This is a genomic window from Pseudomonas sp. MD195_PC81_125 (genome assembly GCF_014060985.1).
GTDB classification, from domain to species: Bacteria; Pseudomonadota; Gammaproteobacteria; order Pseudomonadales; family Pseudomonadaceae; genus Aquipseudomonas; species Aquipseudomonas parakoreensis.
This window is the reverse complement of the sequence record NZ_JABULD010000260.1, coordinates 1-12891: the sequence shown is the minus strand read 5'-3', so window position 1 is coordinate 12891 and position 12891 is coordinate 1. Positions and strand designations below refer to the sequence as shown.

Sequence of the window (12891 nt, the reverse complement as noted above, 5' to 3'; positions counted from 1 at the left end):
GGATCAGTTCCTGCGCCACGAAGTGGACCGGTCGCTGCTCAAGCCGGAGAAGAGCGAATACTTCGATGTTTCAGGCTCTTTCAAATACAGCTCGATGGTGACACTCAAGGATGCCGAAATAGAACAGATTCAGGACCGTCTGGTGGACCTGTTCTCGGTCATCGAAGTGCATAACAAGTCTGGCCGTCAGCTGGAGGATTCAGGCGCACAGCCTTATTTCTTCGGGCTGGTGGTTTCCGGGCGTCCGGAGTACGACGGGCGCGCGGCCCGCGTCGGTGAAAAAGACGAGGAGTGAACAACTGCCGGGCGCTTCGCCGTTTCTGTGTGGCATGGCCCGGCAAGAACCAACCGTTCACAGGAGTGCGCGGACAGTACAGAAAACGGGGGGCAGAACCGCAACCCGGCCGTCATCAGTCAGAACAGGGATGAGATGAATGAATGCTCCAGTCGTAGAAAAACTCCGTCAGTTGTTCGGCGAACGCTTGAGGCTCGAACAGGGAATCCGGCAACAGTTCTGCCAGGCGCCTCCCGGCATCGAGCTGAGTCCCCCCCGATGCGGTAGTGACCGTTCGCAGCGAAGACGAAATCATTCAGGTCGTGAAGCTTTGCCGTGAGTACGGTGTGGCGCTGATCCCGTCGGGTGCGCGTTCGTCCCTCGAAGGGCAGATCAATGCGCCACAGGGTGGCGTCTGCGTCGACTGCTCGGAAATGAACGCGATTGTCGATGTGAACGTCACCGACATGACCGCCACGGTTCAGCCGGGCGTTACCCGCGAGCAACTCAACAGCCACTTGCGTGAGACCGGACTGTTCTTTTCCGTCGATCCTGGCGCCAACGCTTCCATGGGCGGAATGGCGGCGACCCGTGCATCGGGGACCAACTCGGTGCGCTACGGGACCATGGCCGGGAATGTCAAAGCCGCACGCTGGATCATGGCGGACGGCTCGGTCGCCGCCATTGGTTCCCGCGCGCCCAAATCGGCCATGGGTCTGGATCTGCTGGCGATTGCCATCGGTTCAGAGGGCACTCTGGGCATCTTCAGCGAACTGCAAGTGCGCCTGCATCCGGTGCCCGAGGCCATTGTTGCCGGTGTCTGTTCGTTCGATTCGGTGGATAACGCGGTACAGACGGTGGCCAGTGCCCTGGGCCAAGGACTCTCGATCGCCCGGATCGAGCTGCTGGATGCCACGGCGGTGCGTGCGTGCAATGCCTATTCTGCGGCACTGGGGCTGGTGGAAACGCCGCATCTGTTTCTGGAGTTTCACGGCGACCGGTCGACGGTCGCCAGCAGTGTCGAGCTGTTCAAGGATTGCGCCGGCGAGTACGGCGGGCAGGTCAGGATCTCTGAGCGCCTTGAAGAACGCACGGCCCTGTGGAAAGCCCGACATGACGCCTGGTGGGCCTTTCACGCTTTTTACAAAGGCCGCAAGGGGCTGGCCACCGATGTCTGCGTCCCGCTGTCCTGTCTGAGTGCCTGCATCAGCGCCACGGCCGCCGACATTGCGGCCTCCGGTCTTGATGCGCCGCTTATCGGCCATGTCGGTGACGGTAATTTTCACCTGCTGATCATGCTCGATGAAGGTGAAGACGAAAGTGCGGACATTCAGGCGTTCCTCAGCCGGCTGTCGAGTCGCGCGTTGTCGTTCGGCGGCACCGTCAGCGGCGAGCACGGGGTAGGGCAGGGAAAACTGAAGTGGATGTCGGCGCAACACGGCGCAGCGCTGCAATTCATGAGAGCCATCAAATCGGCCCTGGATCCGGACAACTTGTTCAACCCCGGCAAGATGTATCAATCGTTACGGGTTGACGCTCGATAACGGTCGATTTTTTGTTTTTAAGGATGGATGTGAAAGATATGGATCATATTTTGATAGTGGGCATCAACAAGGTCTCCATCAAGTACGTGTGCGAGGCGATCCGCGGTGCGGGCTTCGAACCGATACTGTCCGTTGATCCCTCGGGTTTTCATGGCGCGGCGAAAAACGTGTTCGAAGGGGTCACCTGCATTCCTGCCTTTACCGACAGGGTCGCGCTGTCCGCTTACCTGAACGCCCATCCCGCACTGGTTGGCGTGATTCGCAGCATCACGACATTCTTTGACGAGTTGTTCCCGGTCGTATCCGCGATTGCCGAAGAATTCGGCTTCAAGGCGCCGCCTGAGGTGTTTGCCCGGCTGTCCTCCAAGGGCTTCGTCGGCCGCTTGATCCCGGAACATGTACCCGCCGAGACCTGTGTGTCGCTGAGCGATGGCGACGTGGTCATTCCCTGGCTGACACCCGGGCAACAAAACGATGTGGTGCTCAAACCCTCGGTCGGCTCTGGCGCGGTGGCCACCACCCTGCTCTCGATTGCACCGGACGCTGACCCTGGCGCAGTAATCCGCGCCGCCATCCTGAACAGCGGAATCGACGACCCGCAAGACACTGCCTGGATTGTCCAGGCGCATTGCGCGGGTGATCTCGTCAGCCTGGAAGGCTTTGCCCAGGAGGGGCGGGTGGTCTTCCTCGGACTGTCGAGGCGCGACCGAGTGGGATTCACGGAGGTTGCCAATCAGTTCCCGGCCGACGCCCGCATGGCCTTGCCCGTGCGTGCGAAAATCGAGAAGGCGGTCCGCGATCTGATTGCCCGTTCAGGGTTCGACAATGGCTTCTTCCATTGCGAGTTCATTGCGAACGACGCCACGGCTTATCTGATCGATGCCAACATGGGGCGCCTGGGCGGCGCGAGCATCGTTGAACAGATTGCGCTGGCCTACGATCTGGCGCCAGCGACCGTCCTGCAGCACGTGGCGCTGCTGCCACTGGGCTTGCTGGAGGCTGCGCTTCAATACCAGCCGGTCGAATCTTGCCGCCAGACCCTGAGCTACTGGTACTGCCTGGATCACGAAGCCGTCGTGCATGACTGGGAGATTCCGCCGATGGCTTCCATTCACACGCCCATTGCCAACGTCGGCAGCGTGATCCAGCCCATCGGCACGTCCGACTACGCCTGGGTCGGCATGCTCACCGGCTATGCCGATGTCGTCGCGCGCGAGATTGGCCAGGTACGTGTCCTGACCGATCGCGGCCCTAGAAGCCCGGTCTTCAAATGATTTACTTCGTCCGGTTTCTTTCGTCCGCGGCCTGGAGCTGTTTTTATCCGTTCATGGCCATTTGGCTCAATGCCTCCGTGGGTCTCAGTACCAGTGCGGCGGGGATCGTTGTCGGGTTCGCGATTGTCTCCAACCGCATCGGCGCATTGGCTTTTCAGGGCATGCTGGACAAGGTCGAGCGACGCCGGGAAATAGCCCTGGCCTTGTTCTGTGTGGCGGTGGCGGCGCTATTGATGCTGGTCACCGCCGCGATGGGCATTACCAACGTGTTGATCTGGGTCGTACTGGTTGTGGTGTTCGGTGTCTCCAATTCGATCGCCACGATCTCGCAGATTTCCTACATCGTGCAGTACTTTCGCGAGGGCGAGCACGAACGCGTGCTCTCTTACGAGAATGTTGCGGCGAACGCAGGGGCCGGGGTCGCGCCGTTCGTGGCGTCGTTGATTCTTGCCGGCACCGGTTACTGGTTTGTCGCCCTGCCGCTGTTGTTGGGCGTGCTGGCCACGGCTTCCACGCGGCTGATTCCGCAGGTGGCGCGTAGTGCAGGCGTGGCGTTTGCCGCGCGTGCTTCCACGCTGGGCGAAACCGAGGCATCGCCCAAGGTGGTGGCGTTCATGGCGATCAACTTTCTGACCATGATCGGCTATGCGCAGTTTTATTACGTGTTCCCTACCTATGCCACCGAGCGCTTTTCCAGTGAACTGGTCGGCGTGCTGTTTCTGGTGGCCAGCGGGATCATCATCTTCAGCCAGGTTTACGTGACCTCATTCGCGCAGCGTGTCTCGCGGTTGTGGCGGGTCATTGTTTCCAATCTGTTGATCGGTGCAGGCTGCCTGCTGTTGATCATTTCGTCACAGGCGCAGGCGATCCTGTTTGTCGTGGTGGTGTTTATCGTGATCGGCGAGATGATCTGCGGCCCGCTTTACCAGGCTCAGGCCGTGAAGATCTGGCGCGGGCGCAGTTCCGTGGCGATGGCCGTGCAGACCTGTGTCTGGGGCGCTGCCGAGGCTACCGCCGCCGTGCTCGGCCTGCTGGCAGTGGCCAACGAGCTGAGCTTCATGTCGTTTCTGTTGGGGTTTGCCGCCTGCGTCATCGCCGCCGTGGGCGCCTGGGTATCGATTGCGCTCAAACGCCCGTTGATCGGCATCGACGTGGAACAGCGCTCAGTCCCGGTTTCCTGATGGCTCGGTGCGGCAGGCAGCGGTCTTGGCGGTCAACTGTTCGCGACAATAGTCGGCGAACAGCTGTGCCGGTTTGGTCAGTTGCCCGCGCTTGAGCCACGCGGCGACCAGACCTGAGCCGGTGACGTCTTCGACGATGTCCACGCACACCACTTTCTTGCCGTCATAGGTGCATTCCGAGTGGGGCCGGGTCACCAGGATCGAGAAACCGAAACCCTGACCGACCATGCCCCTGACCATCTCGATCGACGGCGAGCTGAACTCGATGCGCGGGGTCAGGCCCAGTTCTTCGAACAGGCTGACGAAGTAGGTTCGGCTTGGCTGCACGTCGAGCAGAATCATCGGCTCCAGACACAGATCGCGCAGCGACACTTGCTTGTACTGGGCGAAACGGTGGTCGGCCGGCAATAGCGCATACGGCCGTTGCGCCGGCATCAGCGGCTCGGTCTGGATGGTGGCATCGAGTTCGTGTTCATAGAGGATCACCAGGTCGAAACTGCCCGAGGTCAGGCCTTGCACCAGTTCCTGTTGCTCGCCGTCGCGGATGCGGATTTTCACGCCCGGATACAGCGCGGAAAACCCGGCGATCAATTGCGGCAGGTACAACGGCGCGACGGTTTCGAAGCAGCCGATGTCGATCTGTCCGGCGACGATGTCGTTATCGGCGAGGGCGTTCTGCTCGAACTCCCGAGCCATGCGCAGCAGCTCCTGCGCCTTGCGAAAGAACCGTGCACCGCTCGGCGTCAGGGATACGCCCTGAGCGTGATGGCGGATCAGCAGCTGCACCGCGAAGCTGTCTTCCAGACCTTTGATCGCCGTAGAGATCGCCGGTTGTGCGATGTACAGCTTGCGCGAGGCTTCGGCAACGCTGCCGCATTCGACGGTGGTGATGAAGTATTTCAACTGACGCAAATTGTAGGCGGCCACGGCAAACCTCAGGACGAGCGGACTCGACTTCCAAGCAATTTGTGCGCCGCCGCGTCCGCTGCGCGACGTTGTTCTTATCCTTGAACCTTAGTCATCCACAGCGGTTTTGGGGAAACCGATTGAGCAGTTTTTTTCATTGCCTGCGAAGACATTTTTTACTAATTTTCGCCCGTCCGGGCCTGCGCCACCATCGACTGCACAATAACGTCCAAGGAGCATTCGACGTGTTCGAACTTGCAGAGTGGCAGCGCCAGGCCGGTGCCTTGAAGTTTCCCGATCGAGCCGTGATCAACGGCCAGCATTGCGCCGCGCAATCGGGGCAGACGTTCGCCGCGATCAATCCCGCCACCGGCCAGTTGCTGGCCAATGTCGCGGCCTGTGGCGAGGCGGATGTGGACGCGGCGGTGCGTAACGCGCGACACGTGTTCGAGGCCGGCATCTGGGCGCAACGCCCGCCCGCCGAGCGCAAGCAAGTGCTGCTGCGCCTGGCCGAGCTGTTGATGGAGCATCGTCAGGAGCTGGCCCTGCTCGACTCGCTGAACATGGGCAAACCGGTGATGGACGCCTACAACATTGATGTGCCGGGCGCCGCCGGGGTGTTTCGCTGGTACGCCGAAAGCCTCGACAAACTCTACGACCAGATCGCTCCCGGCGCCGTCAATGTGCTGGCGACCATTACCCGTGAAGCACTGGGTGTGGTGGCAGCGGTGGTGCCGTGGAATTTCCCGTTGGACATGGCCGCGTGGAAGCTTGCGCCAGCGCTGGCAGCGGGTAATTCGGTGATCCTCAAACCGGCCGAGCAATCACCGTTTTCGGCATTGCGTCTGGCCGAGCTGGCACTGGAAGCGGGCCTGCCACCGGGCGTGCTCAACGTGTTGCCGGGGCTTGGCGAGCAGACCGGCAAAGCCTTGGGCCTGCACGCGGATGTCGATTGTCTGGTGTTCACCGGCTCGACGCAGGTCGGCAAATATTTCATGCAGTACTCGGCGCAATCCAACCTCAAACAAGTGTGGCTGGAGTGCGGCGGCAAGAGTGCCAATCTGGTGTTCGCCGATTGCCGGGATCTGGACCTGGCGGCGGAAAAAGCCGCGTTCGGGATCTTCTTCAATCAGGGCGAAGTGTGTTCGGCCAACTCGCGACTGTTGGTCGAGCGTTCGATTCATGATGCGTTTGTCGAACGCCTCAAAGCCCAGGCCGAACGCTGGCTGCCGGGTGATCCGCTCGCCCCGCAAAGCCGTGCCGGAGCGATCGTCGATCAGCGGCAGACGGCGAGCATCATGCGCGCCATCCGCGAGGCCGGGCAGGCGGGTGCGAGCCTGGTGTGTGGCGGTCAGCAACGGCGCTTCAACGGCTCGGACAACTTCATCGAGCCGACGATCTTCACCGGCGTGAGTGCCGACATGGCGTTGTTTCGCGAAGAGGTGTTCGGCCCTGTGCTGGCGGTGGTGCCGTTCGATGATGAAGACGCGGCGGTGCGCCTGGCCAACGACAGTGTGTACGGGCTGGCGGCGTCGCTGTGGACCGATGATCTGCATCGCGCACACCGCGTGGCGCGAAGGCTGCGGGCGGGCACGGTATCGGTCAATACCGTCGATGCGCTGGACGTGACCGTGCCGTTCGGCGGCGGCAGGCAATCGGGCTTCGGCCGCGACCTGTCGCTGCACTCGTTCGACAAATACACCCAGTTGAAAACCACCTGGTTTCAGTTGCGCTGAGACCGCGTAGACCCTATCGCTGGCAAGCCAGCTCCCACAGGTTTTGTGGTGTCCACCCATTCCGGGTACACCAACGATTACTGTGGGAGCTGGCTTGCCAGCGATGGCATTCTCCCAGGCAGTGAAAATTCCTGGCTTGCACCGACCGTGAGCATCCCTGCCAACCCCGCGCTTTTGCGGTGCACGCTAAGCAGTTTTTTCATCATTTGCTGCCAACAATTTCCTGATTTTCCTCAGCCCGCACATGGGCCACCATCGATCTTGCCAGCCCGGTGGTTCACGCCAGCGTCCAGCAGAGACCGCAGTGTGGATTCACATCATTGGTGCTGGCCGTACTGCCCATGACAAAACTAAATCAACAGCGTCGGGAGTGCTCCATGATCAAGTCCTTGTGTCTCCGTCTCACCCATCCACTGGCGATCACCGCCCTGGCGGCCACGGTCGCGACCGGCGCGCAGGCCGGCACCTTGTCCATCGGCCATACCACCTGGGTGGGTTATGGCACGCTGTATCTGGCTCAGGACCTGGGCTATTTCAAGGAAAACGGCCTGACCGTCGAATTGCCGGTGGTCGAAGAAGCTTCGATGTACATGGCCGCACAGGCTTCCGGACAACTCTCCGGTTCGGCGTCGACCATCGACGAAGTGCTCAAGTACCGGCCGCAGTTCTGCTTCAAAGCCGTGGCGGCACTGGATGACAGCCATGGTGGCGACGGCGTGCTGGTGGGCAAGGACGTGAAGTCGTTGCAGGAACTCAAGGGCCAGGCCGTGGCCGTCAACGAAGGTTCGACCTCGCAGTTCTGGCTCTCCTATCTGCTGAAAAAGAACGGCATGAAAATGAGCGACATCACCGTGCAGAACATGACTGCCGACGATGCTGCCACCGCGTTCATTGCCGGTCGCGTGCCGGCCGCCGTGACTTGGGAACCGCACCTGTCGATGGTGCGCGACAAGCAGCAGGGCAAAGTGCTGATCGACAGCAGCAGCACGCCCGGGGTGATTGTCGATGTCGTGGCGCTCAACTGCACGGTGATCGAGAAGCAGCCCGAAGACGTCAAGGCGCTGGTCGCCGGTCTCTACAAAGCGGTGCAATACACCAAGGACCATCCACAGCAAGCCTACGAAATCATGGCCAAGGGCGTCGGCGGTTATCTGTCCGATCCGAAGGAACTGGCTGCTGCAGCGCAAGGCGTGCGTTTCTACGATCAGGCCATGAGCGAGAAGCTGCTGGGCAAACCGGGCGCGCCGGGTGACAGCGCACCGCTGATCAAACTGGCCAACGAAACCGCCAGCGAATTGCAGGGCAAACCCTACAACGTCAGTAACGACGATCTGGTGGATAACCGTTTCGTCAGCCCGCTCTAGGAGACTGGTCATGTTCAAGCGCAATTCATGGCTGAGTCGCTGCATCACACCGAAGACCGGCTTGCCGGTGCCGGTGGTATGGAGCGCCAGTGGTCTGGCCTGGGTGTTGCTGGTCGGGCTGTGGGCCGGGCTGTCCTACGGCGGCATCGTCCCGGGGATGTTTCTGCCGACGCCCGGCGCGGTGGTTGAAGCCGCCGTGCGCCTGAGCCGCGACGGCACCCTTGGCACCCATGTGTGGGCCAGTGTCGAAGTGGTGATGGTCGGGTTCATCGTCTCGTCGCTGGTGGCGGTGCCGCTGGGGTTGCTGATGGGCAGCTTTCGCATCGTCCAGGCGTTTCTCGAACCGCTGGTCAACTTCATCCGTTACCTGCCGGTGACCTCGTTCGTGCCACTGTTCATCCTGTGGATTGGTATCGGTCTGGAGCAGCGGGTATCGGTGATCATCTTCGGCGTGTTCTTCCAGCAACTGGTGATGATCGCGGATGTATCCAAGGGCATCTCCAAGGACCTGATCAACGCCTCTTACACGCTCGGCTCCAACCGCCGCGACGCGGTGCTGCATGTGATCGCCCCGGCCTCGGTGCCCGGCGTGCTCGACACCTTGCGCGTGACCATGGGCTGGGCCTGGACCTATCTGGTGGTGGCCGAACTGGTCGCCGCGTCGAGTGGCCTCGGTTACCTGAGCCTGAAAGCCATGCGCGGTTTTCAGGTCGACGTGATTTTCCTCGCCATCGCGATCATCGGCCTGCTGGGGCTGGTCACCGATCAACTGTTCCGCTTCCTCCGCCTGAGGGTTGCCGCATGGGCTCAGTAACTGCCGCCAATCATCGCTTTACCGAATCGCGCGCTGCGGCGCCGCAAGCCGCCCCGCGCCTGCAAGTGGACAAGGTCAGCCTGCGCTACAAAAAGCCTGATGGCGGTACGTTCACGGCGCTGGAACAGGTGTCGTTCGAGGTGCCGGATCAGCAGTTCGCGGTGCTGGTCGGGCCGTCAGGTTGCGGCAAATCGAGCCTGTTGTACCTGACCGCCGGCCTCGCCGAGCCAACCTCAGGCGAGATCTACGTCGGCGGCCAGCAAGTGCAGGGCCCCGGTGCCGATCGCGGCATGGTGTTCCAGAGCTACACACTGTTTCCGTGGCTGACGGTGCGGCAGAACGTCGAGTTCGGCCTCAAGCGGCGCGGCATGCCGGCGGCGCGGCGCAAGGAAATTGTCGATTATTACGTCAACGAAGTCGGACTTGCCGGGTTTGCTGACAATTACGCCAAGCAGCTCTCGGGCGGGATGATGCAGCGCGTGGCGATTGCCCGGGCGCTGGCCAACGACCCGCAGATCCTGCTGATGGACGAACCGTTCGGCGCCCTCGACAGCCAGACCCGTTTTGCAGATGCAGCAGTTGTTGCTGCGGGTGTGGGGCAACAGCAAGAAGACCGTGTTGTTCGTCACCCACGATATCGACGAGGCGATCCTGCTGGGCGACCGGGTCTATGTCATGGGCGCCAAACCGGGGCGAATCAAGCAGATCCTCGACGTGCCGATCGAGCGTCCGCGCTCACTGGACATGGTCATGGAGCGCTCGTTCATCGACATGAAACGGGAGATTTTCGGGTTGTTGCATGACGACCTGGAAGAAGTTCATTGATCGCATGAGTCCCCTGTAGGAGCTGCCGCAGGCTGCGATCTTTTTGATCTTATCCTTGAAAAAGTCAAAAGATCGCAGCCTTCGGCAGCTCCTGCAGCGGTAATTGGTGATCAGGGAGCAGCGGGCAGCAGAAACCGCGCAATCACCGGCAGATGATCGGAAATGCGCAAGGTATCGTCCTGGCGCACGCTCGCTTCGACCCGTTTGATTTTCGGACTGTAGAACAGGTAGTCGACGGTGCGATCCGGACCGTTGAGGCCGGGGTCGTTGGGGTAGTGGGTCAGCCAGTGGGCGCGGTCGACGCCGCTGGCCTCGTTGTTGGTCGGGATCATCGGGTACTTGTCCCATAACAGGTGCAGGGCGCTGTCGATGGAATAAGGCGTGCGCTGCTCGGCGGGCAGGCGTTGATACTGGCCCAGCGGCAACAGGTTGAAGTCACCGCCGATCAGCCACGCCAGGCCCTGGCTCTCATACTTGTCGAGCATCTTGGCCACCGCCGTCACTTGCGCCTGCAAGGTGTCGTCGGGTTGGCTGGCGCGATCCAGATGGGTGTTGAATACCGTCAGTTGCCCGCCGTCACTCAGCGGCAGCTTGGTGGCGAGCAACGCATCCTTGGGTGCGAACTGTCGAGCGATGATATTCGCCGGCGGCACCGGTAATTGCAGGCGTTCGGCGTGTTCGATGCGGTAGCGGCTGAGGGTCGCCAATTGCCGGCCAACGCTGCCGAAAATATGCGGGTCGGGAACGAAATCGGCCTTCCAGTCGAACGCGTGAGCGCTGCACGGGTAGAGGTCGGTGACCCGCTCCTGCAGCAACTTGAGCTGGTTCTGGTAATCACTGGCCTTGGCGCCGTCATCCAGTTCCTGCAGCAGCACTACGTCGGGCTGCTCGTCCCGGATCACCCGCGCCACCTCGTCGAGGCTGAAGGCCATGTCTTCCGGGGTTGGCGCTTCGTCGGTGCCTTGGGCGAGGTCGTTCCAGAACACGTAGCGCTTGCCCGCCAGGTACTGCACGTTCCAGGTCATGACTTTCAGTGCCTGCCCGGGCACCAGTGTCGGTGGGGTGCCGGTGCAGGTGACCGGCAAGGTTTCGCGCGCGCCGGGACGCCAGGTCAGGCTGTAGATCAGCCCGCCGATCAGGGCGATGGCGAGCACGATCAACAATAGGGTGTAGCGCAGCAGACGGGGCATGGCTCGGCTTTTCGCGTTACAAAAGTGCTTGCGAGCATACCCGACCGCAGACGCTTGGCCCAAGTCTCCTGAAGTCAGACTGCTCCGCTACGTTTGTCAGGCAATTCGCTGATCAGCATGAACAGGCGGAACAGCACCACGCTGGTGAACAGCTGCAGGAAGCTGTGCGCACTGTCGATCAATACCGCGATCAGCGGATTCTGCGGGTCGGGGTACGCCGCCAGGGTCGCGCCCTTGAGCAGCCACAACGGCCCCATCACACACAGAATGCACAGCAGGATCCGCCAGAAATGCCCACGGGTCAGGCGCAGGCTTTCCTTCATCGCCTGCAACGGCCCCATACCGCGCAACACCAGCAGGTACTCACCAAATGCGAGCATGACCATCAGCATCAAGCCTGGCAGGAAATACAACGACAGCCCCAGCAGAATCAGCAAGGTATTGAGCGCCGTGAGCAGGGCGAAACGCGGCCACAGGCGCGCGGACATCGCCAGCAGATCGAGATTGCGCGGAGCTTCGCCGCGGGTGCGGGCGTCGAGGAACAGGATCAGCGCGGCGGTGTACAGCGGATACACCAGCAGACCGACCACCACGCTGGCGGCGGAGAAACTGTCCGGGTCGGTGACATGGTCCACCACTTGCTGCAGCGCCGCCTCGAAGATCACCAGCGGCAGGCACAGCTGCACGATGCTGCCCAAGTGGCGTTTGAAAAAATACAGTGAGTCGCGCAGTACATCGAAGGCATTCATCAGTCGGTATCGCAGGTGGAAAACAGTGGCTCACTTTAACCGATGATGCGTGGGCCGACACAAACGTAAACATTCGGTAAAGGTCGTTGAAACATCCTGTCACTGCCTCCATTACAGAGGTGCGCCATGTCCGCAGTGGGCACGGGCAACGTTATCCCCGGCAATCTACGAGGTCGCCATGAACAGCGAAGAGCAAACCCTGATCGATGGACTGTTTTCCCGGCTGCAACAGGCCGAAACGGAGGCAGCCCCGCGCGACGCCCAGGCCGAGGCGCGGATCAAGGAACACCTGACCCGCCAGCCGGCGGCAGGTTATTTCATGACCCAGGCGATTCTGGTGCAAGAGGCGGCCATCAAGCGCCTCGACGAACAGAACAAGCAACTGACCCAACAAGTCCAGCAGTTGCAGGCTGAACTGCAAGCGGCCAAGTCCCAGAGTGTGGCCCCGGCGCCAAGCGGCGGTGGCGGTTTCCTGTCGAGCATCTTCGGCGGCAGCAGCTCGCGTCCGGCGCCGACCCAGAGCGCTCCGGCCTCCACCGGCGGCTGGCGTGAACCGGCACCGCAGCAGAACTACTCTGCGCCAGCGCCACAACAGAACTATGCCGCACCACCGCCCAATTACGCGCAGCAAGCCGCCCCGGCTGCGGGCAGCAGCTTCCTCGGCGGCGCCCTGAAAACCGCCGCTGGCGTGGCCGGTGGCGTGATGCTGGCGCAGGGCATCAGCAGCCTGTTCCATCACAACCAGCAGCCTGAAGAAATCGTTGAAGTGATCAAGGAAGAACCGGCGCAGGTGGCCGACCAGAGCGGCAACGACTGGGGCAATGACCAGCGTGTGGCCGATAACGGTTTCTCCGGCAATGACCAGGGCGGGTTTACCGACACGGACTACAGCGATGACAGCTCGTCGTTTTTCGATGACGACGATTCGTTCGTCTGAGTAATAAGCCGCCAGTATCAAACCTGTGGTGAGGGGATTTATCCCCGATGGAGTGCGCAGCAGTCCCATTTTCGGGGCCGCTGCGCTGCCCATCGGG

The 12891-nt window shown here is 61.5% G+C and carries 10 protein-coding genes and 2 pseudogenes; 9 read left to right on the top strand and 3 right to left on the bottom strand.

What is annotated here, in order from left to right; all coding sequences use genetic code 11:
* From HT737_RS11395 to HT737_RS11380, 4 genes and pseudogenes are all read left to right on the top strand, one after another.
* A pseudogene (locus HT737_RS11395) lies at positions 1-295 on the top strand (hypothetical protein); the annotation flags it as partial.
* Positions 296-561: 266 nt separating this feature from the next.
* Entirely contained in the window at positions 562-1818 is a 1257-nt protein-coding gene (locus tag HT737_RS31805; protein ID WP_374011156.1) for an FAD-binding oxidoreductase, read from the top strand.
* Between the two features lie 38 nt (positions 1819-1856).
* Positions 1857-3092, top strand: coding sequence for an acetyl-CoA carboxylase biotin carboxylase subunit family protein (locus HT737_RS11385; protein WP_121187347.1), 1236 nt, complete (start codon positions 1857-1859; stop codon positions 3090-3092).
* On the top strand, positions 3089-4273 hold the full coding sequence (locus HT737_RS11380) for an MFS transporter (RefSeq protein WP_182402576.1): 1185 nt from the start codon (positions 3089-3091) through the stop codon (positions 4271-4273). The genes HT737_RS11385 and HT737_RS11380 overlap by 4 nt, the downstream gene beginning before the upstream one ends.
* Here HT737_RS11380 and HT737_RS11375 read toward each other — a convergent pair.
* Positions 4256-5200: a LysR family transcriptional regulator gene (locus HT737_RS11375; protein ID WP_041065104.1), complete on the bottom strand. Its 945-nt coding sequence runs from the start codon at positions 5198-5200 to the stop codon at positions 4256-4258. The two genes, HT737_RS11380 and HT737_RS11375, sit on opposite strands and share 18 nt — an antisense overlap.
* 224 nt (positions 5201-5424) lie before the next feature.
* Here HT737_RS11375 and HT737_RS11370 point away from each other — a divergent pair, with 224 nt between their 5' ends.
* The 4 genes and pseudogenes from HT737_RS11370 (at position 5425) to HT737_RS11355 (ending at position 9918) form a co-directional block, all read left to right on the top strand.
* The gene (locus tag HT737_RS11370; RefSeq protein WP_182402574.1) at positions 5425-6915 is read left to right on the top strand and encodes an aldehyde dehydrogenase; all 1491 of its coding nucleotides are present in this window, start codon (positions 5425-5427) and stop codon (positions 6913-6915) included.
* A 377-nt stretch (positions 6916-7292) separates the two neighbouring features.
* Positions 7293-8279 (top strand): ABC transporter substrate-binding protein, encoded by a 987-nt coding sequence (locus HT737_RS11365; protein ID WP_047296750.1) that lies wholly within the window; start codon positions 7293-7295, stop codon positions 8277-8279.
* Positions 8280-8289: 10 nt separating this feature from the next.
* The gene (locus HT737_RS11360; protein ID WP_041065113.1) at positions 8290-9093 is read left to right on the top strand and encodes an ABC transporter permease; all 804 of its coding nucleotides are present in this window, start codon (positions 8290-8292) and stop codon (positions 9091-9093) included.
* A pseudogene (locus HT737_RS11355) lies at positions 9081-9918 on the top strand (ABC transporter ATP-binding protein). Before HT737_RS11360 ends, HT737_RS11355 begins: the two are co-directional and overlap by 13 nt.
* A gap of 110 nt (positions 9919-10028) precedes the next feature.
* On the opposite strand, the gene HT737_RS11350 reads toward HT737_RS11355, so the two are convergent.
* Both HT737_RS11350 and HT737_RS11345 read right to left on the bottom strand, forming a co-directional pair.
* Entirely contained in the window at positions 10029-11108 is a 1080-nt protein-coding gene (locus HT737_RS11350) for an endonuclease/exonuclease/phosphatase family protein (RefSeq protein WP_182402572.1), read from the bottom strand.
* A 74-nt stretch (positions 11109-11182) separates the two neighbouring features.
* Entirely contained in the window at positions 11183-11857 is a 675-nt protein-coding gene (locus tag HT737_RS11345) for a YciC family protein (RefSeq protein WP_047296744.1), read from the bottom strand.
* A gap of 178 nt (positions 11858-12035) precedes the next feature.
* Between HT737_RS11345 and HT737_RS11340 the strand changes: the two genes are divergently transcribed.
* Positions 12036-12794 carry a DUF2076 domain-containing protein gene (locus tag HT737_RS11340; protein WP_095668249.1) on the top strand — a complete coding sequence of 253 codons (759 nt, stop codon included), beginning with the start codon at positions 12036-12038 and terminating at the stop codon, positions 12792-12794.
* Positions 12795-12891: the final 97 nt, after the last annotated feature.